The organism is Brevundimonas sp. (assembly GCF_027484365.1).
Taxonomy (GTDB): domain Bacteria; phylum Pseudomonadota; class Alphaproteobacteria; order Caulobacterales; family Caulobacteraceae; genus Brevundimonas.
In genome coordinates this window covers 57,188-82,268 of the sequence record NZ_JAIXTC010000016.1, presented here as the reverse complement: position 1 = coordinate 82,268, position 25,081 = coordinate 57,188, and the positions used below count along the sequence as shown (strand labels likewise).

Genomic DNA, 25,081 nt, shown 5'->3' with positions numbered 1-25,081 from the left:
GGTCACGCTAGAACATTCCGCTCGGAAGACGCAACTCGCGCCCTGGCATCACGCCGTCGTCCCTCCCAGATCCCGACCGCCAGAGCGATCATGAGACCGTAGAACATCAGATAGAGGGTGGAGATATAGGCGCGCGACATGATGCGCGGGTCGATCACCATGCCGAAATGGCTCAGAACCGCCAGGAACTGGAACGCGCAGCCGAACAGAAGCCAGACCCTGTGGTTTCGGACGAGCAGATACACAAACACCCCGAGATTCGCGGCGTCGATGATCAGGATGTTCCACTGTGGCGAGTGCCAGTCCGTCCAATTCTGGACCAGGGGGGTGAGGATTGAGGCGACCACGATCGAAATGGCCGCGACCCGCTCCGTATGCGCACCTTTCCAGATCGCCGCACCGCACACGAGGATGGTCAGGATCAAACCGCCGATCTGGGCGGCCGTGGCCAGGAACAGGACATTGTCGTTGAACATGCAAAGGCTCGCGGCGCGCGATCGGAGCGCACCGCGAGCATAGCACTATGCGGCGACCTTGAGACCGGTCGGACGAGGGCTGTCCTCTTCCGGCTTGCCGGCGCCGACGCCCTGCATCACGACATTGCCGAGTCCGACCAGCGGAGCCGCAGTCTGAAGCGCATGATGGGCGGAGACGATCTGGTCCCTCGCTTCACCCAGAGCGCGCACCGCGCCGGTGACGCCGGTCATCGCATGGCTGCCCAGCACGGCCGACAGGCCGTTCTCGCGGCGTACCGAAGACATGGCGGCGATCAGATGGGCGGCCTTTTCAAGCGCCGCATCAATGGCGTCCTCGGTTTCGAACAGGGCAGTGGCCAGCTTCTGGCCGTACTCACGACGTTGCATAGGGGCTCCTTCTCCCGCTTGGCGGGGGATGTGATGGGCTTCGGTTGTGAAGTCGGTTCAGGTCAGCGAAGTCGCTGAGCTTGATCGGCCGTTTGCAGGAGGTGCTGGATCATCAGCGTGGCCCCGACGGCTCCCGCGAGCAGAAGCGCGATGCCGCAGGTCAACGCGATCACGATCAACAGGTCCCGCCCGACACGTCGGTACCCGACGATCGAAGGTTGGACACGCCCGGCGGCCGATCGTGCTCGGGCAACAGTACGAGCCCGATGCAGATAATCTCGCGCAGCAGATCGAGCTTCGAGAGATATGGGCTCATCTCCCGGGTCACCGAGACCAGGTGCAGGACGGCGGCCTTCTCCGCCGGGGTCTGCGCCAGATCCTCGAAAACGGTCTCGAGATAGTCCCAGGTCCAGTTCGGAAGTGTCAGGGTCAATGGGGCCTCCTTTCGCAGAAAAGAAGGCGGCGCCCGACGACGTTTCGGATACTCGGGACGGTTCCCCTACGGGTCCATTCCGTAGTTCCGCGTTGAGCAGGAGCAGCGCGGCGTCACGGCGTGAGCTGACCCCCAGCCGCTTGCACGCGGTCTCGATATGTTTGTCGACGGTCTTGGAGGAAATGCCGAGATCGCGCGCGATTTCTTTCGACTGGCGGTGCTGTGCGACACCCACCAGGCATTGCCGTTCTCGCGTGGTGAGTTGCTCAAGGTTGTTCATCGGTTCGCCCAGAAACAACCAATAGGTTAACGCGAAGGAAGGCAATCCTGTGCGCTCGATTCGCGCCATTTTGTCCGGAGCTCGCCCACAGGTCGCAGCGGTTTCGGGCGCTGTCGCGAGGCGATAGTCTTGCGGGGACGGTTCAGGGATCGGGACATGAACGGCGCACTTCACGACGCACACTTCGAAGCCTGCGAACCAGGCGTCAGGCAAAGGCTGCTCGCGATCCAGGTCGAGGTCGAGCGCCGCGTTCCGTCCGCGGAGCGCTGCGTCGGCTACAACATGCCTGCCTATCGTCTGCGTCGCATCTTCTTCTATTTCGCAGGCTTCAGGCGACACATCGGCATCTATCCCCCGGTGAACGAACCGGAAGACCTTGTGAACCGGCTGGCCCCGTATCGCGGGCCGAAGGGCAACCTGACCTTCCCGCACAAGGACCCGTTGCCGCTCGAGCTGATCGGGGACGTCGCGGAGCAATTGGCGGCGCACTACGCATAGGGTCAGAGGCCGTGCCGGCTTCGCAGCCCGGACCACAACGGCCACCGTTGTCGCGCCGACGGCTCAGGCATGGATGTCCACGTCATTGCCTTTCTTGACCAGAGCACTTGCAAATCATTCTCAGCTTTGGCACAGGCCGTGCGTGACCGACGCCGCCGCAAAACCTGTCGCCGAGTCCGCGCCGAGCGGACGCGCGATGAACGGCGCGCGCGCCTTCTGGCTCAAGGAGCTGCATCGCTGGCACTGGATCTCGGCGGGGCTTTCCCTGGCCGGGATGCTGCTGTTCGCCGTCACCGGGATCACCCTGAACCACGCGGCCCAAATTCCCGCCGAGCCCGTGACGACGGAGCTCACCGCGACCCTGCCGGCGCCCTTGCTGAACCGCCTGTCTGACGTTCCGGACGAGACGACAGATCCGGTTCCGGACGCCATCGCCCGCTGGGTCTCCTCCGAACTGGGCGCCTCGATCGCGGGCAAGCCGACCGAGACCGCGTCCGATGAGATCTACATCGCGCTCAAGGGGCCCGGCTCCGACGGCTGGGTCACCATCGACCGGGCCACGGGCGAGGCCCTGCGAGAGACTACGACCCGCGGCTGGATCGCCTACGCCAATGACCTGCACAAGGGTCGCGACACCGGCCCGGTCTGGTTCTGGTTCATCGACGTCTTTGCGGTCGCCTGCATCGTCTTCACCGTCACCGGCCTGACCCTGCTCTGGCTCCACGCCCGGACCCGCGCCTCGACCTGGCCCCTGGTCGGACTGGGCGTGGCCATCCCGGTCATCATCGCCCTGATCTTCATCCACTGACGAGTTCCTCCCATGTCGTCGCGTATCCGCCCCCTGCCCCTGATCCTCGCCGCCGGCGCCGCCTCGATCGCCGCCCCGGCCGTCGCCGCCGACCTGACCGTCACGGTGGAGGTGCCGACCATCGCCACCGCCGCCTACCACCGTCCCTATGTCGCGATGTGGATCGAGCGCGCGGCGGATCAGGTGCCGATGCACACCATCGCCCTCTGGTATGAGGCCGGAGAGACGGCCCGCGGCGACGGCGACGGCGAACAGTATCTGAAGGACATCCGCACCTGGTGGCGCAAGGGCGGGCGCGCGACCACCCTGCCGATCGACGGCGTGACCGGCCCGACGCGGGCGCCGGGCCGCCAGACCATCACGGCCCCGGCCGGCCGCATGTCCGCTCTTCCGGCCGGCGCCTACAACGTCGTCGTCGAGGCGGCCCGCGAACAGGGCGGCCGCGAGATCGTCCGCGTGCCCTTCACCTGGGGCGGCGCCGCCAACACCGCCTCCGCCGCCGGAACCTCCGAACTGGGCGCCGTCCGCGTCGCCGTCACCCGCTAAGGATCAGTCGCATGAAGAAGTTCGTCCTTCCCACGAAAGCCCTGGCCGCCCTGGCCGTCCTGGCCGCCGTCGTCGCTCCGATGTCCGCCCAGGCTCACCGCGGCTGGCTGATGCCGTCGCACACCGTCCTGTCGGGCGACAGCTTCTGGGTCTCGTTCGACGCCGGCGCCTCGAACGGCGTGTTCATCGCTGACCACGCGCCGCTGCGCCTGTCGCCCCAGAGCCTCGTCATCACCGCCCCGGACGGCTCGGCTGGCGCCGCCGCCAATCTGACGCAGGGTGCCTATCGCACCACCTTCGACGTCGAGATCAACAAGCCCGGCACCTGGAAGATCGCCAACGGCTCGGTCGGCGTGAATGCGGCCTGGACCCTGAACGGAACGCCCGGTCGCTGGCGCGGACCCGCCGCCGACCTGGCCGCGAACATCCCGGCCGGAGCCACCGATGTCGTCTCGGCCCCCAGCGCCAACCGACTGGAGACCTTCGTGACCCTGGGCGAGCCGACCATGACCGTCTTCGCCCCGACCGGCGTCGGCATCGAGATGGTTCCCGTGACCCACCCGAACGACCTGGTGGCCGGCGAGGCGGGCGTCTTCCAGTTTCTGAAGGACGGACAGCCCTATGCCGACGCCGACGTCATCGTGGCGCGTGGGGGTCTGCAGTATCGCGACAACCCGGAAGAGATGACCGTCAGGACCGACGCCGACGGCAAGGTCTCGATCACCTGGCCCGAGGCCGGGATGTACTGGGTCAACACCTCATGGCGCGATCCGTCGGCCCCGGCCCCGACCGGCTACGAAGGTCGCGGCGGCCCGCCGGTCGCCTCGGCCCAGTACACCGCCGTCCTGCAGGTCCTGCCCTGACCCTGGGCGGATCGCGCGGCGCGCCGCCGCCGCTCGACCTCCGCCAGGCGGACGAGCGGGCGGCGACCCGCGTCCTGATCCCGCCGATGAGCGCTCCGCCGTCCCGCCCGCCGGGCGATGAGGTCCGACGCCTGGGCGGCGAGAGCATGGGCACGACCTGGTCCGTCTGCGCCGTCGCACCGGCCGCGATCGATGACGCCACCCTGACGGCGGCCGTCCGGTCCGAGCTGGATGCGACCATTGCCGCCTTCAGCCCCTGGGAGCGGTCCAGCGAGATATCCCGCTTCAACGCCGCGCCTGCCGGGGTCTGGGCCCTGTCGCAGACGTTCTGGACCGTGCTCGAAGCCTCGATGAACCTCGCCGACGACACCGACGGCGCAGTCGATCCGACCCTGGGCGCCCTCGTCGACCTCTGGGGCTTCGGGCCTCCGGGTCCGCGCACCGCCCCGGCGATCCCCACGGACGAGGAGATCGCCCAGGCCCTGACCGTCAGCGGTTGGCAGAGGCTGCGGCTGAACCGCGATGCGCGCGGGGCGATGCAGCCCGGCGGGATGAGGCTGGACTTCTCGGGCATCGCCAAGGGTCATGCGGTGGACCGCGTCTGCGAGGCCCTGACGAGGCTCGGCGCCACCTCCCACCTGGTCGAGATCGGCGGCGAGATGCGCGGCGCCGGCGTCAAGCCCGACGGCCAGCCCTGGTGGATCGGACTGGAGGAGCCGCCCGGCGCGCCGTCCTCGCGCACTGTCGCCGCCCTCGTGGACATCGCCGTCGCCACCTCCGGCGACTGGCGCCGCGCCTTCGAGCACGAAGGCCAGGTCTATCCGCACACCCTCGACGGCAAGACGGGCCGGCCGATCGACAACGGCGTGACCTCCGTCACCGTCTTCCACGCCAGCGCCATGATCGCCGACGCCTGGGCCACCGCCCTGACCGTGATGGGGCCGGACCAGGGTCCCGGCCTGGCCGAGGCCTACGGTCTCGCTGCACAGATGGTGGTCCGCGCGCCGGACGGCGTCGTCGAACACCTGACCCCCGCCTTCATCGCCATGATGGACGAGGACGAAGCGGCGTGAGCGACGAGCCCATCCGCTGGCTGTGGGCGGTCGCGACTGTCGTCGTCTGGCTCGTGCTCACCGGCTGGACCGTCTGGCGGTTTCGCAGGAAGGCGGTCCCCGCCGTCGAGGCCGGCTCGACCCTGATCGCCGTCGCCAGCCAGACCGGTTTCGGCGATGAACTGGCCGGGATGACCCGAAAGGCCTTTGCCGACGCCGGCCAGCCCGTCCGGGTGGCATCCTTCGCCGACATCGAGGCCGCCGACCTGAAGACCGCTGCGCGCGTCCTGTTCATCGCCTCGACCACCGGCGAGGGCGACGCGCCCGACAGCGCCTCCGGCTTCGTCCGCAAGGTCATGAAGGGCCAGACCAATCTGGCGGGGGTCCGCTACGGCCTGCTGTCCCTCGGCGACCAGAGCTATGCAGAGTTCTGCGGCTTCGGTCGGGCACTGGACGGCTGGCTGCGCGCTGCGGGCGCCCAACCCCTGTTCGATGCGGTCGAGGTCGACAACGGAGACACCGCCGCGATCCGTCGCTGGCAGGGCGAACTCACCCGACTGACCGGCAGCGTCGCCGCCCCCGACTGGGCCCCGCCCGCCTATGCCGACTGGCGTCTGGTCGAGCGCCGCCTGCTCAATCCCGGCAGCCCCGGCGAAGGCGTCTGGCATCTGGCTTTTGCGCCGGTGGACGGCGTCCTGGAGTGGGTCGCCGGCGACATCGTCGAGGTCGGCGTGCCCTCGCCCGAAGGGGGCCTCGTCCCCCGCGAATACTCCATCGCCTCCCTGCCCGCGGACGGCCGCGCCGAGTTCCTGATCCGCCTGATGCGCCGTCCCGACGGAACGCCCGGCCTCGCCTCCGGCCGGCTGACCGGGACGCTCCAGGTCGGGGAGACGGTGCCGATGCGCCTCCGCCCCAACCGCGCCTTCCACGGTCCGGACGCCGCCACGCCGCTGATCCTGATCGGCAACGGCACGGGCCTGGCCGGCCTGCGGTCCCACCTGAAGACCCGCGCCGCCGCCGCAGCGACCGGCGGGGCCTGGCTGATGTTCGGCGAGCGCACCGTCGCCCATGACAGCCTCCACGACGCCGAACTGCAGGGCTGGCTGGCCGACGGAACCCTGACCCGTCTCGATCGCACCTTCTCCCGCGATCCCGGCGACGGCCGCTATGTCCAGGCGGTGATCGAGGCCGAGGCGCAAACCGTCCGCGACTGGGTCGCGCGCGGTGCTGCAATCTATGTCTGCGGCAGTCTCGAAGGCATGGCAGGAGGCGTGAACGCGGCGCTGGAAAGCGTGCTCGGCGGCGAGACGCTGCGCGACCTCGTCGAAACCGGCCGCTATCGCCGCGACGTCTACTAGCCGCTGACGCCGACGGCGGTGTAGCCTCCGTTCGGGAACGGGGAGACGACGATGACGACCTTCAGGGCGGCGACGCGCGACTGGCTGCTGACGCCGGTCATGATGCTTGTGGCCGCGCTGACTCTGGGTCTGGCGGGCTGTACCACCGTCGCCGCGCCCACGACCTACGCCGCCCCCGCTTCCTCCGTCCTCGTCGAGGCCTGGGCCGGGCCGGTCGAGGAGGTCCGGACCGACCGGGTCATGACCTTCTACCGGGCCTACGGCGGCGGGGCGAACCGGCTCGGGGCCTGGCTTTCGCCGGTCCAGCCGACGTCTTCGCAGGGCGTGCGCGAGGCCATGGCCCTGCCGCCCGCCAACACCGCCGAATTCTACTCCGTGGTCACTGTACCCGCCGGAACCCTGATGAAGGTCGGCATCGCCGCCCCCGCCTTCGACCAGCCCGGCGGCGGCCGGCAGGTCCAGCTCCTCGAACTCATCCCGGCCGAGAGCTTCTCCGACCCGATCCCCCTCCCATGACGCAGATCGAACTGCCCGACGGCGACCGCCTGGTCCTCCACGGCCTGTCCGCGCCCGAAGATGAGCGCGGAACCATTGCCCGCCTGCATTCGACCGGTCGCCGCCGCTGGATCGCCCACCCGCCGAAGGGCGAGGGTCAGGACGCCTTCGTGGCCATGCGGCTGGAGGACGGGGTGCTGACCGCCGACAGTTTTCAGGGTCTGGCCTTCAACATCGATCTCGGCACCGGTGCAGTGCGGACGAGCGCCTTCCTCAAATAGCGGGCGCGACGCCGTTGCGGCCCGCTCCGAGGGGCGGTCCGGTCGACCTAACCGCCCTGCCGCAGCCGCTGCGTCATGTTTTCAAACAGGGCGAGGGTCTCGGGGCTGACGTGGTGCTCGATCCCCTCGGCATCGGCCTCGGCGGTCTCTCCGGTGACGCCGAGGGCGATCAGGAATTCATGCACGATCCGGTGCCGCTCGCGCGACGCCGCCGCCATCGTCTCGCCGGCGGGCGTCAGGGTGATCGAGCGATAGGGCCTGGTCTCCACCAGTCCGTCGCGCTGCAAGCGTTGCAGGGCCTTGGCCGCCGTCGCGGGGGCCACGCCGAGGCATTCCGCCAGATCCGTCAGCCGCGCCGACCCCATCTCCGCGATCAGATCGCCGACCAGTTCGACATAGTCCTCCGCCACCTCGCTGGAGCGGGCGTCGCGCATTCGGCGAAAGGCGGCGGCGCGTCGGGCGGCGCCGGGAACCTGGACCACGGAGGTCTCCTGAATCGCACGGGGAGGTTCGCGCCCGGCCACCCTAGACGAGGCCGCGAGCGATTTCATCGTCCTGTCGTCCTATCTGGGCATGGGACCGGCATGGTATCGAGACTTCCGATGCGCCTGATCTGCCCCGCCCTTCTGGCCCTGATGCTGGTCGCCGCCCCGGCGCTGGCCCAGGCCCCCGCGACAGCTCCGGTTCCAGCCGCCGCCGAGCCGCTGCAGTTCTATGTCTTCAGCTTCACCGACACCCCCGTCGCCGAGGCGGCCCAGGACATTGTCGGCGGGGCCCTCGCCTGGGACGTCACAATCGACCCGGCCGTGGACGGCCTCGTCACCTTCCGCGCCGACGGCTGGTATTCGTCGGATGCCCTGCTCAGGGATTTCGGCTCGGCCCTGCTGGATCAGGACATCGCCCTGATGCGCACCGGCCCCGGGGCCTATGCCGTCGTCCCGCGCGCCAATGTGCCGATGATACTGGCGCGCGGCGGGTCGCTGATGACCCTGGCCGAGCCGGTCACCGCCCGACCCCCGCTTCCGGCGGCGACCGTCGCCGCGCCGACCGCCGTCTATGGCAAGGACCGTTGGTGGGACGGCGCTGTCACCGCCCTGCTGATCTTCTTCGGCGGCGCGCTGGCCGGGGCCACAGCCCTGTTCGGCGGCCAGACCGTCTATCGCCGCGCCGAAGAACGCGCGCGGATCGCCGCCCCCCTGCTGCGCCTGACCGACCAGCGCCGGCCCGCCTCGCGCCCGGTCGAGGGTGCCGAGGCCGATCCCGACCTGGTCATCCCCCGGGTCAACGAACCCCGCGGCTAGAAGACCTCATCCACCTCGGGCTGAAGCCGGGGGTCGCGCGCGATGGATTCGGGCCGTGTCGGATCGATCCGTACCGGCTCCGAGCGGCGCAGCCGGTCGTAGGCTTCCCGCGCATCGGCCGCGACCGAGGCGCTGTCACGAAGGATCGTCGGCTTCAGGAAGATGAACAGGGTCCGCCGTGTCTGGCTGTCGCGGCGCGAGCGGAAGGCGGCGCCGACCAGAGGCAGACTGCCCAGGCCCGGCACCCGGCTGTTGGCGGTCTGGCGGTCGTCGGTGACCAGCCCGCCCAGAACGATCGTCTCGCCGTCGTCCGCCAGGGCCGAGGTCTGCAGGCTGCGGCGATTGGTGATCAGATCCGCCGCGCCGATCACGGCCGTCGGGACCAGGGACGAGATCTCCTGCGACACCTCGAGACGCACCACCCCGCCCTCATGCACGCGCGGCACGACCCTCAGGGTCAGGCCCACATCCTCGCGGCTGATGGTGGTGAAGGGGTTGGTCGAGTTGCCGTCAGTGGCGAAGCTGCCGGTCCGGAACGGCACGTTCTGGCCGACCACGATCTCCGCCGCTTCGTTGTCCAGCACCGTAATGCTGGGCGAGGACAGCAGGTTGGCTGCATTGTTGGTGCCCACGGCCTGAAGCAGCAGGCCGAAGTCGCCCTCCGACCCCGCCGCCAGCGACAGGCCCGCGCCGAGCAGACGGCCGGCCGGATAGCCGAGCGCCGTCAACACCGTGCCGAGATCGGTCCCGGCGTTGGAGAAGCCCGTCCCGCCGATGACGCCGTCGTCCGGAACCGCCCCGCCGAGGCCCAGTTGCACCCCTATCTGTTCGCCCAGCTCGCCGGTGATCTCGACGATGGCGACCTCGATCTTGACCTGGGCGCGACGCAGGTCGAGCTGGCTGATGACGTCCTCGAGCATGTCGACGGTCGCCGGCGGACCGCGCATGACCACCGCGTTCAGCTCAGGCGAGGCCTGGACGGTCACGCCGTCTGCAGTAAAGCCCTCGGGCCGCGCCACCGATCCGGAGGCCGGCTGGGAGGCCGTAGCCCCCTCGCCCGAGGCCGAGAGCGCGCTGGCCGCCATGGCCGCCGTGTCGCGGTTCGAGGCGCTCAGGCTCGCCAGTCCGGTGTTGTTCCGCAGCGACCGCGCCACGGGATTGGTCGCCGACGGTTCGCCGCCCAGCAGGCCGCGGACGATCTCGGTGATCGACTCGGCGTCGGAGTTCCTCAGGCGGACGACCCGCGTCACCGGCGTCGCTCCACCCGGCGTGTCCAGGGCCTGGACGATCGACCGCGCCTGCGCCAGATCGGCGGCGTCGCCCCGGATCAGCAGCACGTTCGACCGTTCATCGGCCGTCACGCGCGGGCCGCCGGCGTCCGACCCCAGCAGGGCGCTGACCGAGGCCGCGACCTCGGTCGCCGAGGCGTAACGCAGGGCGATGCTGTCGAAGGAAGTCCCGCCGCCCTGATCGAGCGTCGCAGCCAGCTGCTGCACCCGGCGGATGTTCTCGGCATAGTCGGTGACCACGACGCCGTTGGGCTCAGTCAGGGCCTCGATGGCGCCGAAGGAGGACACCAGGGGACGCAGGGCCCGAACGGCCTGGTCGCTGGGCAGGTTCCGCAGGCGGATCAGCCGCGTCACGATCTGCTGGTTGGAACTGGCCGCGCCGGTCTCCGAGGCGCCGCTCTGGACCACCGTCGCCTGGGGCACGACGCGCCAGACATTGCCGCTGCGCACGGCCGCGAAGCCCGAGGTCCGCAGCACCGACAGGAACAGCTCCCACACCCCGTTGCGGCTCAGCGGTTCGGCCGAGACGACGTTGACCTGGCCCTGCACCTGCGGATCGAGCACGAGGGTGCGGCCGGTGATGCGGCTGACCTGCTCGGCGACGTCCTTGATGTCGGCGCCGCGCATGTTGATGACCACGTCCTGCATGGCGACCGGTGCCGGCGCGACGGTCTGCGCGAACGAGGCGGACCCCACGGGGCCGGCGGCGAGGCTCAGGGCCAGCACGCTGGTGGTTGTCAGGCGGAGAAACTTCGTCACGCCGGGCTCCTAGCGAAGGGGAAAGTTGAGGGTCAGGCGGCGGCCGTCACGGACGACCACCACGCGCGCCTGTCCGGCGGACCGGGCGCGTTCGAACAGCTGCTGATCCGAGGCCGCGTCGCCGACCGCCTGGCCGTTGAGCGTCTCGATCACATCGCCGGGCTGCAGGCCGAAGCGGCGCAGTTCGGGCGAGGGATTGGGCCCGATGCGATAGCCGGAGGCCGTCGCGGTCACGCCGGCAGCACCCGCTGCGGCGCCGACATTGGGGGGCCCGCCCGGACCGGGGGCGCGCGGCGCGGGCGGAGCCGCTGCGGCCGCACCGGCCGCGGCTGAAGACATAGCCGGGGCCGCCGCTTCCGGTGATGGCGCAGGCTGAACCGGGGTCACGGTGATCCCTGCGCCCGGGGTCGCACCCGACACGGCGACCGGATCGATCGCCACGGGCTCGGGGAAGTCCAGTCGCTGGCGTGCGCCGCCGAACGACAGGATCACATGATCGACCTCTATGGACTCGATGACCGCGTCGCCGACCGGGGTCTGGCCCACACCATAGATGGCCGCCGGTCCCTCACCGACCGCGATCAGGGCGGTCGACGCTCCGGGCGTATCCGCCATCAGTATGCCCTTGAGCACCAGACCGAGGGTCGAGGCCGGCAGGCCCCCCGCCGCCGTCGCGCCGCCGAACGGGGCCAGCGACACGATCCGCGCCACGTCGGCATCCGCGCCGGGCGCAGCCGCGCCGCCCAAGGGCGCGAGGCTTTCGGCCACGGCCACCGCGTCCCGCCCGTCGTCCCAGCCGGTCAGCCGCCAGGTCAGGCCCGCCAGGGCCAGGGCCAGCGAGCCCACGACCACGACGCTGACCACCCTCAGCGCGATCTCGTCCCTGCGTTCCGGGGTCATGCCGCCGCTCCCCGGTCGACGAAGCCCGACAGCCGGACGGCCTCGCGACCGCCCGCTGGCGACACGGCCACGTCCACGGCCACCAGATCCGGATCGTCGGTGGCCTTGCGCGCGACCCGCACGTCCCAGTCCCGGTCCATCATGCGGACGACCGAGACGTCCGGCGTCTGCGCGGGGCCTTCCAGATTGAGTTCGACCAGCCGGTTCTCGGCCACCCACTGGGCGACGACGCGCTGCTCGAGCCCGCGCACGCCGTCGACATGGGCCTGGGTCGCGCGCGTCAGCCCGACCGTAGCGATGGCCAGGATGAACAGGGCGACCAGCGCCTCCATCAGGGAATATCCGTCGCGCCTCATGCCGGCGCCTCTTCGGAGACCGGTTCGGCCACGGCATTCAGTCCGTCGAAGGTCACACGCCAACGCTGGTCCCCCTTGGCCAGGCCGAAGGCTGCGACCGGCTGGGCGCCGTCGGGGTCGATCGACACGGGCGAGGCGACGCCCAGCCCGACCATCCGGACGCCGTCCGGCAGGGCGTGGCGCTCGGCCAGGGCGTCCACCACGCCCGATGCGCCGGCGTCGCCGCGCACGAATCCGTAGCCCTCGCCGTCGAAGGCCAGAGACAGGGGACGGCGGGTCACCAGCACGTCGTCGGCCGCCAGCCTCAACCGGTCGGCCAGACGGTTGGCCTCTGTCTCGACGCCCATGCCGCGATCGGCGGCGCCGACGCCCAGGGTGACGACGCCCGCCATCACCCCGACAATGGCGAGCACCACCAGGATCTCGACGAGGGTCATCCCCGACCGTCGTTTCAGGATCTGTCCCCCGACAGCCCTCATCAGCGCGTTCGCTCGTTCAGGTCGGCGTCGAGCTTCTCGCCGCCCTCCTCGCCGTCCTTGCCATAGGACAACAGGTCGTAGGGACCGGCCAGACCCGGGCTGCGATAGATATAGGCCTTGCCCCAGGGATCGGTGGGCACTTCGGTCAGGTAGGGTTCGGCCGGATAGGCCCGCGGTTCGGGCGGCGACGTCGGTCGACCCGCCAGGGCGGCCAGGCCCTGCTGCGTCGTCGGATAGTCGCCGTTGTCGAGCCGGTACATCCGCAGGGCCGTCGCGATGGTCTTCAGATCGGTCTTGGCCACCGTCACCCGCGCCTCGTCCGGGCGACCGATCACATTGGGCACGATCAGCACGGCGACGACCGCGATAATGGCCAGAACCACGATCATCTCGACCAGAGTCAGCCCGGCGCGCCGCGCATCAAGGTTACGGCTTCGCTTGTGACGCTTGGACAAAGTAATCATGACACTTTTTCTCAACGACGCAGCCAGTGGCGACAGGCTTGTTTTCGCTGCTATAGACCGGGTCAACGCCTCCGACCACGCCATTCTATTGAGTTCCGCCAATGCTCGGTCGACCCGCCAGATCGAACCTTCCGAGCCGAGGCTTATGGCGCATCGTCGATGACAGAATCATAGCAGTCGACCGGACCTACACCGGTCCGACCACGGTTCTGGTCCCCTCGGAAGACGTCCTGACCCTGACGGTCGATCTGCCCTTCCCGACGCGGGCCCAGCGCCTGTCGAACCTGGCCTATGCGCTGGAGGACGCCGTCGGCGAGCCTCTGGCCACCCTGCATTTCGCTCTCGGGATGGAGGTCGCGCCGCGCCGCCACATCGCGGGCGTGGTTCGCCATACACGGATGCAGTCCTGGATCGCACTGCTGGCGGAGGCTGAGCTCGAACCGGCGATCCTGCTGCCCGACGCCCTGACCCTGCCCATGCCGTCGCCGGGCGGCTGGGTGGTGCAGGCGGAGCACGACCGCGCCCTCGTCCGCACCGACAACGGCGCCGGATTCGCCCTGCCGCTGTCCGCCATCGAGGCGGCCTGGACCGCCGCCGGAAGGCCCCGCCTCCAGACCATCGGCGCCCCCCTGCCCGGGGCCCTGGCCGACGGAGTCGAACGCGAGGCGGCCCTGCTCGGGTCGACGGGAGAGACGGTCGCCGTCCTGCCGCCGCTCGACCTGCGTCAGGGCGTCTATGCCGCCACCCGCTCCGGCGCCCCGACCGCCGCCCGGACGATCGCTCTGGTCGCCGGCATCGGCGTCCTGGCCCATATCGGCATCCTCGGGATCGACACCCTGCTGCTGCACACCATGGCGGAAAAGAAGGAGGCGGAGGCCCGCACGCTTCTCCAGTCCGTCGCGCCCCAGATCGCGGCCGAGGACGATCTGGTCGCCGCCGCGGACCGTATCCTGCCATCCGCCGGTGGCGGGGTCCGACCCTTCACCCGCCTGCTGGCCCAGACCTCGGGCGCCCTGCCGGGAGCCGGCGCAGTGGCGTTCAACACGGCGACCTATGCGCCCGGCTCGCTGGATCTCGGCGTCGCAGTCTCGGACGCCGCCACCCTCGACCGCGCCGTCGCCGCCCTGAACGCCTCGGGCCTTACCGCGACCGGCGCCCCCGCCGCCGTCGACGCGGCCCAGGCCACCAACGGCCTCAACGCCACGATTCAAGTCACGCAGGGAGGCGCCGGATGAGGTCTCCAGCCCTCGACAGCGCCGCCGCCTGGATGGCCGCCCGCTCGCGCCGGGAACAGGTGATGATCGCCTTCCTCGGCGGCCTCATCGTCATCGCCGTGGTCTGGCTGGCCATCCTGCGCCCCCTGCTCGACGCCCGCACCACGGCCATCGGCCGGATCGCCGCCTATGAGCAGGTTCTGGTCGACGTCCGCACCGCCGGCGGCGCGGTCACGACCTCGACCCCCGCCCTGTCCGGTCCGCTGCCGGAGGCCATCCCCGTCCAGGCCGCGACCTTCGGCATCGTTCCCACCGTCACCGGCGATGCCAGCTCGGCCGAGGTCAGCGTGACCGGCGCCCGCTATGACGCCGTCATTCCCTGGCTGGCGGCCCTGGAGGCCTCCGGCGCGACCCTGTCCTCCGTGACCATCCGGCGCGCCGCCTCCGAAGGCGTCGTCGACGTCACCCTGCGCGTAATTCAACCATGAGCCTCGTCGAAGACACTGCAGCCCCGGTCGCCAACCTCGCCTACGGGTTCGCCCGTCGGCGAGGGGCCATGATCCTGCGGGGCGGCGACCACCCCGTCTGCCTGCACCGCCGCAGCGCCACCCTCGAGACCCTGCTGGAGGTCCGGCGCGTCAACGGCGGCGACATCGCCTTCGAGGCCGTCGACGACGACCGGTTCGACGCGGTCCTGCGCGAACAGACCGGCGGCGAGGCCGCGCCCGCCGCCGACTATGCCGCCTCGGAGGACGACCTCGCCGCCCTGGCCGAGGACGCCGCCGCCGTCGACGACCTGCTGGACAGCCGCGACGACGCCCCCGTCGTGCGTTTGATCAACGCCCTGTTGCTCCAGGCCATCCGCGACGGCGCCTCCGACATCCATATCGAGGCCGAGGAGAAGCGGCTCGTCGTACGCTTCCGCATCGACGGCGTCCTGCGGGAGGTGCTCCAGCCCGCCCGCGCCTTGGCCCCCCTTCTGGTCAGCCGCATCAAGGTCATGGCCCGCCTGGACATCGCCGAGAAGCGCGTCCCCCACGACGGCCGCGTCACCCTGCGCATCGGCGGGCTCGACGTCGACGTCCGCGTCTCGACCATCCCGTCCCAGCATGGCGAGCGCGTCGTCCTGCGTCTGCTCGACCGGGGCTCGACCTCGCTCGATCTCGCCCAGCTGGGCATGAGCGACCGTGACCTCGAGACCTTCGAGCGGATGATCACCCGTCCGCACGGGGTCATTCTGGTCACCGGCCCGACCGGCTCGGGCAAGACCACCACCCTCTATTCCGCCCTGACCCGGCTGAACGACCGTCGCCGCAACATCATGACGGTCGAGGACCCGATCGAATACGCACTGGACGGCATCGGCCAGATGCAGGTCAACGCCCGCATCGACCTGACCTTCGCCCGAGGCCTGCGCGCCATCCTGCGTCAGGACCCCGACGTCATCATGGTCGGCGAGATCCGCGACCACGAGACCGCCGAGGTCGCCGTGCGCGCCTCCATGACCGGCCACCTGATGCTGTCGACGCTGCACACCAATACGGCGGTCGGCAGCGTGACCCGGCTGATCGACATGGGCGTGGAGCGCTATCTGCTGGCCCCGATGCTGTCGGGCCTGATCGCCCAGCGGCTGGTCCGTCGCCTCTGCCCCCACTGCAAATCGCCGGCCGAGGCCACCACGGCCGACAGCGAGATGACCGGCGGCGTGGTCCCGGTCGGGGCCCGCATCTTCCGCCCCGTCGGCTGCCCCGAATGCCGGGGCGAAGGCTACAGGGGCCGGCTCGGCGTCTATGAGGTCATCGAGATCGACGGCGAGATGCAGCAGGCCATCCACGACGGCGCGGCCGAGGCCGACCTGATCCGCCTCGCCCGCCAGCGCGGTCCGGGCCTGCTGGAGGACGGCGCCGCCAAGGCCATGGCCGGCGAGACCTCCGTCCAGGAAGTCGCCCGCGTGGTTCGCGAGGACGCCTGATGCCTGTCTTCGCCTTCCAGGCCGTCGACGCCGAGGGCAAACCCCACAAGGGGACGATCGAGGCCGCCTCAGATGTCGGCGCGCGCCAGCTGGTCCGCGACCGCGGCCTGCTGCCGACCAGCGTCGCCCTGGCCGGCGAGCGCCGCAAGACTGACCTGTCGAAAGGCATCGTCATCTTCCAGCGGGGCATCAGCTCGAAAACCCTGTCGGCCGTCACTCGCCAGCTCTCGACCCTGATCGGCTCCGACATCCGCATCGAGGAGGCGCTGCGCATCGCCGCCCAGCAGACCGAGGGCCAGCCTATCGGCGTGGTCCTGACCGACGTCCGGTCGGCAATCCTCGAGGGCCGCAGCTTCGCCTCGGCCCTGGCCCGCCATCCGAAGGTCTTCCCCGAATTCTACCGCGCCTCGATCGCGGCCGGCGAACAGTCGGGCAAGCTCTCGACCGTCCTGGCCCACCTGACCGAGTTCGTCGGCAATCAGGAGAAGGCCCGCCGCAAGGTCCAGTTGGCCCTCCTCTATCCGGCCCTGCTGGCGGGCGTGTCCCTGCTGATGATCACCCTGATGATGATCTATGTCGTCCCGGACATCGTGAAGGTGTTCGTCTCGCGCGGGGCCGAACTGCCCTTCCTGACGCGGGCCCTGATCGCCCTCTCGGCCTTCGTCCAGACCTTCGGCGTCTATGTGCTGATCGCCCTCGCCGTCGCAGGCATCGGCTGGAACCGCTGGCTGGCCGTCCCGGCCAACGCGCGCCGCTTCGCCGAATTCCTGCTCAAGACCCCGCCCTTCGCCGGCTTCGTCCAGCACCTGAACGCCGCCCGGTTCGCCGGGTCGCTGGCCACCCTCGTCCGCTCCGACGTGCCCCTGGTCGAGGCGCTTCAGGCCTCCGCCGCCGTCACCCCCAACCGCTTCGCCCGCGAGCGCGCCGTCCTCGTCGCCGCCCGGGTCCGCGAGGGCTCGTCCCTGCGCCGCGCCATGGCCGAGGCCGATGTCTTCCCGCCCCTTCTGCTGGCCATCGTCGCGGCGGGCGAACAGTCGGGCAAGCTGGGCCACGGCCTCGAACGCGCCGCCCAGGATCTGGAGCAGGAGCTGGACAGCCTCGTCCAGGCCCTCGTCTCCCTGGTCGAGCCCGGCGTGCTTCTGGTCATGGGCGGGATCGTGCTGCTGATGGTCCTGGCCATCCTCATGCCGATCGTGAACCTCAACAACCTCGCCGGGCTGTGAGCATCGAGGCCTACAGCGACGTCTCGATCGACACCGGCGCCCCGACGCCCGGGATCAGGCCGACGCCGCCCGGCTCGATCGAGGCCGTCAGTCCGCCGTCCGCCTGCACCCGCGCCTTCATGACCTCGGCCCCCGAGTCCGCCCGTGCAAAGGCTACGGTCGTGGCAGCCCCATCGGCCGAGATCGTCCCGTTCAGCCCCGGGATGGGCGTAGCCGGCCCGCCCGTCGTCGGCGCGCAGTCGGCCGGGCCGCTCGTCATCGTCCCTGCCCCTTGCGGCGATCCGCGCAGCGACAACGCGGCCACCTCCAGTCGCAGCATGGAGGAACAGGCGAACGGCAGGCTTGGAGCCACGGCGTTCAGCAACCGCAGGGACGCCGTTCCCTCGAGGTCGCGCACGAGGACCCGTCCTGGCCGCGCCAGCACCTGGCCCGTGGCCGCCGTATCGGGTCCGCGGAGCCCCAGGCTCACCGCTCCGGACAGATGCAGGATCGAGGACACCGGCATCACCGCCCAGCGCGCGCCGAACCCGCCCGGCATGGCCCGTTCGCCGGCCCAGACGGTCCCGACGGCCTGCCGTTCTCCGTTGGAGGATTTCGCCACGATGATCTCCGACGGAGCCATGGCGATCAGGCCCAGGGCATATGCCCCGGCCCCGACCCCGGCCAGGACCACGCGCCAGCGCGTCACCTTCACCGTCAGCCGTTCGAACTGAAATGCGCCCGCAGCCCGGCCGCCTTCGCCCTCTCGCGTTCTCCAGACCTTCAGCATCGTCGCGCCTCCCGTTCTGCGCCGCAGATACCACGCGTGGGCGGTTCGCGAAGCGCCGTCGTAAAGGTTTCACCCTGATCGAGGTGCTGATCGCCATGGGCCTGTTCGCCCTGATCGGCGTCGCCGGCTTTACCCTGCTGAACAGTGTCCTGCGAACCCAGGACGGGACCGACACCCGCCTCGGCCGGATGGCGGAGATCCAGCGCGCCATGCTGGTCGTCTCGTCCGACCTCGACCAGATCAGCGGCTCGCTCGGGGGCGGCGCAGCCTCCCTTTCATTGCAGAAGGCCGACATCACCGGCGGCATCGTCACCGTCCGCTATGACCTCAACGGCGACGCTCTGACCCGCACAATCACCGGAGCCGGCGGGGAGCGCGTCCAGACCCTGCTGACCGAGGTTTCAAGCCTGCGCTGGACCTTCCACCGGCGTCGTGGCGACTGGCTTGAGGCCTGGCCCCAGCCGCAGCAGCCCGCCCTGCCGTTGATCGGTCCCGACGGTCGGCCCCTGTCGACCGGCCCTGCGCCCAACGAAGGCGTCACCGCCGTGGCGCTCGACATCACCCTGGCCGGCGTCGACGGCCAGCCGACCGCCACCCTGCGTCGCGTCGCCTCCATCCCGCTGATGGAGCCGGCGCTCCCGGTCGTCGCGCCATGAGGCTCAAGCTGACCCGCCGCGAGGGCATGATCCTGCTCAACGTCCTGCTGGTCCTCGCCGTGGCCAGCGTCGCAGTCCTGATCATGGTCTCGACCCAGGACATAGAGGTCCAGCGGTCCACCCGTCTGCGCGACGCGGCCCAGGCCAACGCCTACGCCCGCGCGGGCGAGCTTTCGGCCGTCACCACCCTGCGCCGCGACGCCCTGGTCGCGGCCGGAACCGACAACCTCTCCGAACCCTGGGCCCAGCTGGGTCAGCAGGACATTGCCGTTCCCGGCGGCCGCTTCGCCCTCGTCATCGAGGACGAACAGAGCCGTTTCAACCTCAACACCATGCAGTCCGGCGAGGCGGCTCCGATCGCCCTGTTCCAGTCCATCGGGGCGTCGCTGGGCCTCGACCCGGCGTCCCTGATCCGCATCGCCTCGGTCGTCCGCGTCGCCGGCCCCCTGACCGACGACAGTCTGATCGTCGCCGCGGGCGTACCCCGCGCCGATCTCGACAGGCTGGCCCCCTATGTCGTCATCCTGCCCGGGGACGCGACGATCAATCTGAACACCGTCGGCCTGCCGCTTCTGACCCTGATGACGAACGACGCCGAGGTCGCCGGCAAACTGCTGGCGGTCCGGTCCCGGAACGGCCTGCTGAACCCCGCCGACCTCGCGACCGAGGGCGCCCCGAGCCTGCCCGGGACCGGCTTCACCTCGAACCACTACCGCGTCATCACCACGGTCACCGTCGGCGACGTGACCCAGGCCCTCGACAGCCGCATCGCCCGCATCCGCCGCGACCGTACGGTCGACGTGGTGGTGACCGGGCGGCGTCGCACGGCGGGTTAAGAGCAAGCCGGACTGCTCGCAACATTGGCTGCGAGTTGCGCGCCGATTTCCGGCCCCACGCATCAAAAAAAGGCCGGAGAAGGTTTCCCTTCCCCGGCCCAGGTCGCGTTCAGGAGTGAACGATCCTCAGAAGCGGTAGCGCGCGCCGAAATAGAACTGGCGGCCCGTGTGGTGGTAGACCGACGTCGACAGGCGGTTGCCGTCGCCGACGTACTGATGGTTCTCCTCGTCGGTCAGGTTCAGCCCCTCGAAGGTCAGGCTGACCTGTTCGGTGAGGTTGAAGGAGGACGAGACGTCCCAGTTGAGGGTCTCGTTCTTGCCCTCGATCGGGTTGCCGTTCCGGCCAGGCACGTTCTGCAGATACTCCTGGCGGTAGGAGGCCGAGACGCGCGCCGAGAACCGGTCATCCTCGTAGTACAGGGTGCTGTTCCAGGCCTCCGGCGACAGGTTGATCAGGTCGTTGGTCACGAAGGTCGTGCACAGCGCGTCGCTGCAGTAGTCGATCTCGGACTCGACGTGGGTGTAGTTCAGCTGGACGCCCGTGTTCGCCAGGAAGCCCGGCAGGAAGCGGAAGGGCTGCTGGTAGCTGATCTCGAAGCCCTTCAGCGGGCCGCCCTCGGTGTTCACCGCCGAGGTCAGCTGGAAGACGGTCGAGCCGGAGCAGGCGGCGGTGCACAGGCTGGGATCGAACGCCGACGGGTTCAGACCGGTCAGGGTCGTGTACGGCAGGTCCTGGCGGATGATCTGAATGTAGGTGTCGATGTCCTTGTAGAAGTAGGCGAAGGACAGCAGGCTTTCCGGAGCGAAATACCATTCGACGGTGAAGTCGTAGGTCTTGGCGCGGAACGGTTCCAGGTTCACGTTGCCGATGCTGGCCGTGAAGTTCGGGCCCGTCGCCGCCAGCGAGGTGGTCGGCACCAGATAGTTGGTCCCGGCCAGGGTGTTGCCGATCTGCGGACGCGCCATGACCTTGGCGGCGCCGAAGCGGACGATCAGGTCCTCCATCGGCTCGATGGCCAGGTTCAGCGACGGCAGGGTGTCGTCGTACTTGTTCTCTCCCCGCACCCGCGAACCGCCGGCCGTGGACGAATAGCCCTCGGCGATCAGCTCGGTGTAGGCCTTGCGAACGCCCAAGTTGCCGCGGAACGGCATGCCGAACAGATCGGTGTTGAAGTCCGCCTGGACGTAATAGGCGAAGTCGTTCTCCTCGATCGTGCGGTTGCCGCCGCGGGCGTTGCCGTTGGTGATGCTGGTCAGGGTGAAATCACCGCCGGCCACGCCCGTGTTGCAGTTGCAGTAGATGTTGAACAGGCTGGCGATGGCGTTGAGGTTTGGACGAACCCACGACGTGGCCGTGCCGCCCGGGATCAGATCGGCGCCGAAGCCGGTCAGCAGATTGGTGATGCCGGCGATCGTCGTGCCGGCCGGCAGGGCCGGAACCACCGTCTCGTCCGTCCGCCGGAACTCGTAGGAATCCGACAGATAGGTCTTGCCGTTCAGGCCTGCCTTGAGGGTCAGCCAGTCGTTCGCGTCCCACTCGATGTCGCCCGAAACCGCCTCGAATGTGGTGTCCACGCCGTTCGGACGCAGACGGATTTCCGAACGCGGCAGGCTGGACAGGGTCGTGCCCAGGCTGACGTCCCGCCAGCCCCAGTTGGCCGGATTGGCGACGTCGAAGCCGTAGCTGAGGACCGGCGTATTCGGGTTGTTGCGGAAGTCGAAGGAGTAGCCCTGCACGTTCTGGCGATCGAGGGTGACCGTCGTCTGGACCGGGTTGCTGAACTCCGACTGTGCCCGACCGATGTAGAACTTGCCGCGCAGGGTGTCGGTGAACTGACGGTCGATGGTGAAGTTCACCTGGGTGAACTCGGTCGACAGTTCGTCGTAGCGCTGCTCGGAGCGGACATCGACGTTGTCGAAGACGCCGTAGACCAGGGCGTTGTTCTCGACCACCGCCTGACGCACGGCGATCTGGGTCTGGCCGCCGGCGGCCGCGTTGCGGCTGAACGACAGGGATTCCAGGAAGTCTTCCTGACGGGTCGCGTCCAGCTTGGAATAGAGGACGTCAAGGCTCATGACCGTGTCGTCATCGGGCTTGAACTGGAACGAACCGGTGACACCCAGACGCTCCTGGTGGTGGGTCAGGCGGCCGTAGCGGGGCAGGCGCGGGACGAAGACGCCGGCCTGGTTGGCGGTGTTGTAGGCGGCGATGTTCTCGGCGGTCCCGGCCGGACGGTTCACGCCGGTGGCGCAGGTCGTGGCCGTGGTGCCGTTGGCGGTGCTGTTCGCCGGGTTCTGGGTCGGCACGCCGATCGGCGAGCAGAAGCCGCCGGAGTTGGTCGAGCCCGGCGCCGCGGCCGGGGCCCAGCGCACGGAGCTGAAGCCCTCTTCCCACAGGTCGCGCTCGGAATAGGCGACCGACACCAGGGCGCCGAACATGCCGTCGTTCCAGGTGTTGGACAGCAGCAGGGCGCCGCGCGGGTTGGTCGTTTCCGACAGGTCGTTGTAGCCGCCCTGGACCGAGGCCGCGAGGGTGAAGCCGTCATAGTCGAACGGGCGCGTGGCCTGCAGGTCGATGGTCGCGCCCAGCGAGCCTTCCTCGGTCTCGGCGGCGGCCGTCTTGCGCACCGTGATCGAGTTGAACAGCTCGGAAGCGAAGACGTTGAAGTCGAAGCCGCGGCCGCGGTTGGCGCCGCCCGAAGAGTCCGTGCCGCCCGTGGTGGCCTGGGCCTCCATGCCGTTGATGCGGGTGCGGGTGAAGTCCGAGGACAGGCCGCGAACCGTGATCGAACGGCCTTCGCCGGCGTCACGGTCGATCGAGACGCCCGGGATGCGCTGGACGGCTTCGGCCAGGTTCAGGTCGGGGAAGTCGGCGATATCTTCGGCGACGATGGCGTCGACGACGCCCGCTTCGCGACGCTTGATCCCCAGGGCTGCGTCCAGCGACGCGCGGAAGCCGGTGACGACGATTTCGTCGACCTGGGTCGCTTCCTCATCCTGTGCGGGCGCGGTCTGGGCGGACGCCGACGCGACCCCCAGGGTCAGCGCGATGGCCAGGCCGGACGCACCGGCCACGAGCCCTTGACGAAGCGCGCACGGGCGCCCCTGACGATACTGATACATAGTGCCTCCTCCCAAGGAATGTCATGACGCCGGCTTGCCGCCGATCTGTTATAGTCGGTCCGGAGCCTTCCCCGTGACCGATTGACACCGGTATCATTTGCGGACGACAAGCGACCTGACACCGGTATCAATGGCGAGCCTAACCCGATGAAGACCGATCTTGCAACCCGTCTCGCTCAGGCAGCCGTCGCGGCTGGCATTCTCGCCACAGCCGCGGGCTGCGCCACGGCCGCTGCGCCCGCACAGGTCGATGCGACCACGGTGGTCGCCTTCCCGGGCGCGCTCGGCGCCGGTCGTGCGGCGCTCGGCGGGCGCGGAGGGGCGGTGCTGCGCGTCACCAACCTGAACGATTCGGGTCCGGGCAGCCTGCGCGCCGCCGTGGAGACGGACGGCCCGCGCACGGTCGTCTTCGACATCGGCGGGACGATCCGGTTGGCCACGCCGCTGCGCATCCGCGAGCCCCGTATCACCATCGCCGGACAGACAGCGCCCGGCGGAGGGGTCACCCTGCGCGGCCAGCCTCTGTTGATCTCTGCCGACGACGTGGTGATCCGCTACATCCGGTCGCGGCTCGGCGACGAGCAGGGGGTCGAGACCGACGCGATCACCATCGACCGGGGCCAGCGCATCGTCCTCGACCACGTCTCCGCCTCCTGGTCGGTCGACGAGACCCTCTCGATCGGCAGCCGCGACCGCGTCATCGACGCCGTCACCGTCCAGTGGTCGATCATCGCCGAGAGCCTGAATCTGTCGACCCATTCCAAGGGCGACCATGGCTATGGCTCCCTGGTGCGCGGCAATCGCGGGGCCCGGTTCACCTTCCACCACAATCTGTGGGCCGCCCACCGCGCCAGAATGCCGCGTCCCGGCAACTACCTGACCCCCGACATTGATCCGGTCGGCCCCTATTTCGAGTTCACCAACAACGTCTTCTACAACTGGGGCCAGGGTCACGCCGGCTACAACTCGGACAAGGACCCCGCCACCATCTCGACCTATGTCTTCGCCCGCAATGCCTACAGGCGCGGCCCGGATTCGACCGGCGCCCTGATCTTCGAGGAAGAGTCCGCCGCCGCCCACGCCTGGTTCGAGGGCAACAGCGTCGACGGCGTCGTTCCCGCCGATCCCTGGGCCCCCGTGACCGGTGACGACTCGCCCGGCTATCGCCTGACCGCCCTCCCCGACTGGGCCATGAGCGCGACCGAAACGGCGGATCAGGCCTGGGCCTCGGTGCTGGCCAGGGCCGGCGCCTCGCATGCCCGGGACGCCGTGGACACGCGCATCGTCGCCGGGGTCCTCGACGGCACGGGCCGGATCATCAACTCCCAGACCGACGTCGGCGGCTGGCCCGACCTCGCGCCGGGCACGCCCTGGACCGATTCAGACGCCGACGGCATGCCCGACGCCTGGGAGACGGCCCACGGCCTTGATCCCTCAACAGCCGACGGCGCGGCCGACCGCGACGGAGACGGCTACACCAATCTCGAAGACTGGCTGAACAGTCTCGCGACCTAGACCTCTTCCGGGTTCCCGTTCCGGAACCGCCATTTCATGAGCAGCACCCCGCTCGCCACCACCAGGGCGGCGGCGTTGGCGATAGTCACCGGCCAGGCCTCGGTCAGCACGCCATAGACCACCCACAGCACGAAACAGGTCACCGTCAGCGCATAGGTCCTCAGCGACACCGACGACGCGTCCCGCGCCTTCCAGATCTTGATCATCTGCGGCGCGAAACTGACGATCGAACAGGCCGCCGCCGTCGTCCCGAAACCATTGGCAATAAGATCGCTCACGCCCCGGACTTCGCGCGCGACCGGGGCGCCGCCTTCGGCCGGACGGCCTCGACGTCCTCCGCACGGACCCCGGGCCGACCCCTGATGGCGCGCGCCGGCTTGCCCGCATGGACCTCCAGCCCGCGCTTCTCGACCTCCTCCAGGATCTTTTCGAGCTCGCTCTCGGTCAGGTGTTCGATGCCGATGAACCGGGCGTCGGCCTTCTTCACCGCATAGACCAGCTCATCCAGCTTGGCCTGCATCGCTGCGCCATCCCGGTTCTGGGTGTTCTGGATGAGGAAGACCATCAGGAAGGTGATGATGGTCGTGCCGGTGTTGATCACCAGCTGCCAGGTCTCGCTGAATCCGAACAACGGCCCCGATACGCCCCAGACGAGGACGATTCCGAGACAGGCGATGAAGGTCCACGGCTTGCCCGCGATCTTGGCGGTCAGGGTGGCGAAACGGACGAACAGCTTTTCCATCACCTC

General features: G+C 69.6%; 29 protein-coding genes and 1 pseudogene. 16 read left to right on the top strand and 14 right to left on the bottom strand.

Features of this window, described 5'->3' with window-relative positions:
- Nucleotides 1-2: 2 nt before the first annotated feature.
- The 4 genes and pseudogenes from Q0044_RS06825 to Q0044_RS16955 form a co-directional block, all read right to left on the bottom strand.
- Nucleotides 3-476: a hypothetical protein gene (locus tag Q0044_RS06825; protein WP_298160998.1), complete on the bottom strand. Its 474-nt coding sequence runs from the start codon at nt 474-476 to the stop codon at nt 3-5.
- A 45-nt stretch (nt 477-521) separates the two neighbouring features.
- Entirely contained in the window at nt 522-863 is a 342-nt protein-coding gene (locus Q0044_RS06820) for a hypothetical protein (RefSeq protein WP_298160996.1), read from the bottom strand.
- A gap of 175 nt (nt 864-1,038) precedes the next feature.
- Entirely contained in the window at nt 1,039-1,296 is a 258-nt protein-coding gene (locus tag Q0044_RS06815) for a hypothetical protein (protein ID WP_298160994.1), read from the bottom strand.
- 112 nt (nt 1,297-1,408) lie between these two features.
- Nucleotides 1,409-1,576: pseudogene (locus Q0044_RS16955) on the bottom strand (response regulator transcription factor); the annotation flags it as partial.
- 156 nt (nt 1,577-1,732) lie between these two features.
- Here Q0044_RS16955 and Q0044_RS06810 point away from each other — a divergent pair.
- From Q0044_RS06810 to Q0044_RS06775, 8 genes are all read left to right on the top strand, one after another.
- Nucleotides 1,733-2,074, top strand: a complete 342-nt coding sequence (locus Q0044_RS06810) for an iron chaperone (protein ID WP_298160992.1) — start codon at nt 1,733-1,735, stop codon at nt 2,072-2,074.
- A 196-nt stretch (nt 2,075-2,270) separates the two neighbouring features.
- On the top strand, nt 2,271-2,882 hold the full coding sequence (locus Q0044_RS06805; RefSeq protein ID WP_298160990.1) for a PepSY-associated TM helix domain-containing protein: 612 nt from the start codon (nt 2,271-2,273) through the stop codon (nt 2,880-2,882).
- A gap of 12 nt (nt 2,883-2,894) precedes the next feature.
- Complete coding sequence (locus Q0044_RS06800; protein WP_298160988.1) at nt 2,895-3,428, top strand: DUF2271 domain-containing protein; 534 nt, start codon at nt 2,895-2,897, stop codon at nt 3,426-3,428.
- Nucleotides 3,429-3,439: 11 nt separating this feature from the next.
- Nucleotides 3,440-4,291, top strand: a complete 852-nt coding sequence (locus Q0044_RS06795; RefSeq protein WP_298160986.1) for a DUF4198 domain-containing protein — start codon at nt 3,440-3,442, stop codon at nt 4,289-4,291.
- Nucleotides 4,189-5,364 carry an FAD:protein FMN transferase gene (locus Q0044_RS06790; protein WP_366941107.1) on the top strand — a complete coding sequence of 392 codons (1,176 nt, stop codon included), beginning with the start codon at nt 4,189-4,191 and terminating at the stop codon, nt 5,362-5,364. The genes Q0044_RS06795 and Q0044_RS06790 overlap by 103 nt, the downstream gene beginning before the upstream one ends.
- Nucleotides 5,361-6,701 (top strand): sulfite reductase subunit alpha, encoded by a 1,341-nt coding sequence (locus Q0044_RS06785; protein WP_298160985.1) that lies wholly within the window; start codon nt 5,361-5,363, stop codon nt 6,699-6,701. The genes Q0044_RS06790 and Q0044_RS06785 overlap by 4 nt, the downstream gene beginning before the upstream one ends.
- A gap of 51 nt (nt 6,702-6,752) precedes the next feature.
- A complete protein-coding gene (locus Q0044_RS06780) occupies nt 6,753-7,217 on the top strand; it encodes a hypothetical protein (protein ID WP_298160983.1) in 465 nt (154 codons plus the stop codon).
- Nucleotides 7,214-7,477 (top strand): DUF7957 family protein, encoded by a 264-nt coding sequence (locus tag Q0044_RS06775; protein ID WP_298160981.1) that lies wholly within the window; start codon nt 7,214-7,216, stop codon nt 7,475-7,477. Before Q0044_RS06780 ends, Q0044_RS06775 begins: the two co-directional genes overlap by 4 nt.
- A 47-nt stretch (nt 7,478-7,524) precedes the next feature.
- Here the strand turns inward: Q0044_RS06775 and mntR are convergent, their stop codons facing one another.
- A complete protein-coding gene (gene mntR / locus Q0044_RS06770) occupies nt 7,525-7,959 on the bottom strand; it encodes a manganese-binding transcriptional regulator MntR (RefSeq protein ID WP_298160980.1) in 435 nt (144 codons plus the stop codon).
- A gap of 102 nt (nt 7,960-8,061) precedes the next feature.
- On the opposite strand from mntR, the gene Q0044_RS06765 reads away from it, so the two are divergent.
- A complete protein-coding gene (locus Q0044_RS06765; RefSeq protein ID WP_298160978.1) occupies nt 8,062-8,778 on the top strand; it encodes a hypothetical protein in 717 nt (238 codons plus the stop codon).
- On the opposite strand, the gene gspD is transcribed toward Q0044_RS06765, so the two are convergent.
- From gspD to gspG, 5 genes are read right to left on the bottom strand one after another with little or no spacing between them, the layout of a single operon-like run.
- The gene (gene gspD / locus Q0044_RS06760) at nt 8,775-10,826 is read right to left on the bottom strand and encodes a type II secretion system secretin GspD (protein ID WP_298160977.1); all 2,052 of its coding nucleotides are present in this window, start codon (nt 10,824-10,826) and stop codon (nt 8,775-8,777) included. The genes Q0044_RS06765 and gspD overlap by 4 nt on opposite strands.
- Before the next feature lie 9 nt (nt 10,827-10,835).
- The gene (locus Q0044_RS06755; RefSeq protein ID WP_298160975.1) at nt 10,836-11,726 is read right to left on the bottom strand and encodes a type II secretion system protein N; all 891 of its coding nucleotides are present in this window, start codon (nt 11,724-11,726) and stop codon (nt 10,836-10,838) included.
- The gene (gene gspI, locus Q0044_RS06750; RefSeq protein WP_298160973.1) at nt 11,723-12,082 is read right to left on the bottom strand and encodes a type II secretion system minor pseudopilin GspI; all 360 of its coding nucleotides are present in this window, start codon (nt 12,080-12,082) and stop codon (nt 11,723-11,725) included. Before gspI ends, Q0044_RS06755 begins: the two co-directional genes overlap by 4 nt.
- A complete protein-coding gene (locus Q0044_RS06745; RefSeq protein WP_298160971.1) occupies nt 12,079-12,561 on the bottom strand; it encodes a prepilin-type N-terminal cleavage/methylation domain-containing protein in 483 nt (160 codons plus the stop codon). Before Q0044_RS06745 ends, gspI begins: the two co-directional genes overlap by 4 nt.
- The gene (gene gspG, locus Q0044_RS06740; RefSeq protein WP_298160969.1) at nt 12,561-13,025 is read right to left on the bottom strand and encodes a type II secretion system major pseudopilin GspG; all 465 of its coding nucleotides are present in this window, start codon (nt 13,023-13,025) and stop codon (nt 12,561-12,563) included. Before gspG ends, Q0044_RS06745 begins: the two co-directional genes overlap by 1 nt.
- Before the next feature lie 101 nt (nt 13,026-13,126).
- Here gspG and gspL point away from each other — a divergent pair, with 101 nt between their 5' ends.
- From gspL to Q0044_RS06720, 4 genes are read left to right on the top strand one after another with little or no spacing between them, the layout of a single operon-like run.
- Nucleotides 13,127-14,260 (top strand): type II secretion system protein GspL, encoded by a 1,134-nt coding sequence (gene gspL / locus Q0044_RS06735; RefSeq protein WP_298160967.1) that lies wholly within the window; start codon nt 13,127-13,129, stop codon nt 14,258-14,260.
- On the top strand, nt 14,257-14,727 hold the full coding sequence (locus Q0044_RS06730) for a type II secretion system protein M (RefSeq protein WP_298160965.1): 471 nt from the start codon (nt 14,257-14,259) through the stop codon (nt 14,725-14,727). The genes gspL and Q0044_RS06730 overlap by 4 nt, the downstream gene beginning before the upstream one ends.
- Entirely contained in the window at nt 14,724-16,211 is a 1,488-nt protein-coding gene (gspE, locus tag Q0044_RS06725) for a type II secretion system ATPase GspE (protein WP_298160963.1), read from the top strand. The genes Q0044_RS06730 and gspE overlap by 4 nt, the downstream gene beginning before the upstream one ends.
- Complete coding sequence (locus tag Q0044_RS06720) at nt 16,211-17,434, top strand: type II secretion system F family protein (protein WP_298160962.1); 1,224 nt, start codon at nt 16,211-16,213, stop codon at nt 17,432-17,434. The genes gspE and Q0044_RS06720 overlap by 1 nt, the downstream gene beginning before the upstream one ends.
- A gap of 10 nt (nt 17,435-17,444) precedes the next feature.
- Here Q0044_RS06720 and Q0044_RS06715 read toward each other — a convergent pair whose 3' ends face one another.
- Nucleotides 17,445-18,203, bottom strand: coding sequence for a hypothetical protein (locus tag Q0044_RS06715; protein ID WP_298160960.1), 759 nt, complete (start codon nt 18,201-18,203; stop codon nt 17,445-17,447).
- Here Q0044_RS06715 and Q0044_RS06710 point away from each other — a divergent pair.
- The gene (locus tag Q0044_RS06710; RefSeq protein ID WP_366941106.1) at nt 18,149-18,859 is read left to right on the top strand and encodes a type II secretion system protein GspJ; all 711 of its coding nucleotides are present in this window, start codon (nt 18,149-18,151) and stop codon (nt 18,857-18,859) included. The genes Q0044_RS06715 and Q0044_RS06710 overlap by 55 nt on opposite strands.
- The gene (locus Q0044_RS06705; RefSeq protein WP_298160956.1) at nt 18,856-19,695 is read left to right on the top strand and encodes a type II secretion system minor pseudopilin; all 840 of its coding nucleotides are present in this window, start codon (nt 18,856-18,858) and stop codon (nt 19,693-19,695) included. Before Q0044_RS06710 ends, Q0044_RS06705 begins: the two co-directional genes overlap by 4 nt.
- 126 nt (nt 19,696-19,821) lie before the next feature.
- Here Q0044_RS06705 and Q0044_RS06700 read toward each other — a convergent pair whose 3' ends face one another.
- Nucleotides 19,822-22,770, bottom strand: coding sequence for a TonB-dependent receptor (locus Q0044_RS06700; RefSeq protein WP_298160955.1), 2,949 nt, complete (start codon nt 22,768-22,770; stop codon nt 19,822-19,824).
- Between the two features lie 195 nt (nt 22,771-22,965).
- Between Q0044_RS06700 and Q0044_RS06695 the strand changes: the two genes are divergently transcribed.
- A complete protein-coding gene (locus Q0044_RS06695; RefSeq protein ID WP_298160953.1) occupies nt 22,966-24,333 on the top strand; it encodes a pectate lyase family protein in 1,368 nt (455 codons plus the stop codon).
- Here Q0044_RS06695 and Q0044_RS06690 read toward each other — a convergent pair.
- Entirely contained in the window at nt 24,330-24,611 is a 282-nt protein-coding gene (locus tag Q0044_RS06690) for an SWEET family sugar transporter (protein WP_298160951.1), read from the bottom strand. The genes Q0044_RS06695 and Q0044_RS06690 overlap by 4 nt on opposite strands.
- A complete protein-coding gene (locus Q0044_RS06685; RefSeq protein WP_298160949.1) occupies nt 24,608-25,075 on the bottom strand; it encodes a low affinity iron permease family protein in 468 nt (155 codons plus the stop codon). The genes Q0044_RS06690 and Q0044_RS06685 overlap by 4 nt, the downstream gene beginning before the upstream one ends.
- Nucleotides 25,076-25,081 lie beyond the last annotated feature (6 nt).

Excerpts from the sequence above, each read along its gene's own strand:
- Q0044_RS06710 (WP_366941106.1), top strand. The coding sequence starts at position 18,149 with ATGCGCCCGCAGCCCGGCCGCCTTCGCCCTCTCGCGTTCTCCAGACCT.
- Q0044_RS06790 (WP_366941107.1), top strand. The coding sequence starts at position 4,189 with ATGGCGCGATCCGTCGGCCCCGGCCCCGACCGGCTACGAAGGTCGCGG.
- Q0044_RS06765 (WP_298160978.1), top strand. The coding sequence starts at position 8,062 with ATGGTATCGAGACTTCCGATGCGCCTGATCTGCCCCGCCCTTCTGGCC.
- Q0044_RS06705 (WP_298160956.1), top strand. The coding sequence starts at position 18,856 with ATGAGGCTCAAGCTGACCCGCCGCGAGGGCATGATCCTGCTCAACGTC.
- Q0044_RS06745 (WP_298160971.1), bottom strand. The coding sequence starts at position 12,561 with ATGAGGGCTGTCGGGGGACAGATCCTGAAACGACGGTCGGGGATGACC.
- Q0044_RS06820 (WP_298160996.1), bottom strand. The coding sequence starts at position 863 with ATGCAACGTCGTGAGTACGGCCAGAAGCTGGCCACTGCCCTGTTCGAA.
- Q0044_RS06720 (WP_298160962.1), top strand. The coding sequence starts at position 16,211 with ATGCCTGTCTTCGCCTTCCAGGCCGTCGACGCCGAGGGCAAACCCCAC.
- Q0044_RS06730 (WP_298160965.1), top strand. The coding sequence starts at position 14,257 with ATGAGGTCTCCAGCCCTCGACAGCGCCGCCGCCTGGATGGCCGCCCGC.
- Q0044_RS06685 (WP_298160949.1), bottom strand. The coding sequence starts at position 25,075 with ATGGAAAAGCTGTTCGTCCGTTTCGCCACCCTGACCGCCAAGATCGCG.
- Q0044_RS06780 (WP_298160983.1), top strand. The coding sequence starts at position 6,753 with ATGACGACCTTCAGGGCGGCGACGCGCGACTGGCTGCTGACGCCGGTC.
- Q0044_RS06805 (WP_298160990.1), top strand. The coding sequence starts at position 2,271 with ATGAACGGCGCGCGCGCCTTCTGGCTCAAGGAGCTGCATCGCTGGCAC.
- Q0044_RS06715 (WP_298160960.1), bottom strand. The coding sequence starts at position 18,203 with ATGCTGAAGGTCTGGAGAACGCGAGAGGGCGAAGGCGGCCGGGCTGCG.
- Q0044_RS06695 (WP_298160953.1), top strand. The coding sequence starts at position 22,966 with ATGAAGACCGATCTTGCAACCCGTCTCGCTCAGGCAGCCGTCGCGGCT.
- Q0044_RS06775 (WP_298160981.1), top strand. The coding sequence starts at position 7,214 with ATGACGCAGATCGAACTGCCCGACGGCGACCGCCTGGTCCTCCACGGC.
- gspG (WP_298160969.1), bottom strand. The coding sequence starts at position 13,025 with ATGATTACTTTGTCCAAGCGTCACAAGCGAAGCCGTAACCTTGATGCG.
- gspE (WP_298160963.1), top strand. The coding sequence starts at position 14,724 with ATGAGCCTCGTCGAAGACACTGCAGCCCCGGTCGCCAACCTCGCCTAC.
- gspI (WP_298160973.1), bottom strand. The coding sequence starts at position 12,082 with ATGAGGCGCGACGGATATTCCCTGATGGAGGCGCTGGTCGCCCTGTTC.
- Q0044_RS06810 (WP_298160992.1), top strand. The coding sequence starts at position 1,733 with ATGAACGGCGCACTTCACGACGCACACTTCGAAGCCTGCGAACCAGGC.
- Q0044_RS06755 (WP_298160975.1), bottom strand. The coding sequence starts at position 11,726 with ATGACCCCGGAACGCAGGGACGAGATCGCGCTGAGGGTGGTCAGCGTC.
- Q0044_RS06825 (WP_298160998.1), bottom strand. The coding sequence starts at position 476 with ATGTTCAACGACAATGTCCTGTTCCTGGCCACGGCCGCCCAGATCGGC.
- Q0044_RS06795 (WP_298160986.1), top strand. The coding sequence starts at position 3,440 with ATGAAGAAGTTCGTCCTTCCCACGAAAGCCCTGGCCGCCCTGGCCGTC.
- Q0044_RS06800 (WP_298160988.1), top strand. The coding sequence starts at position 2,895 with ATGTCGTCGCGTATCCGCCCCCTGCCCCTGATCCTCGCCGCCGGCGCC.
- gspL (WP_298160967.1), top strand. The coding sequence starts at position 13,127 with ATGCTCGGTCGACCCGCCAGATCGAACCTTCCGAGCCGAGGCTTATGG.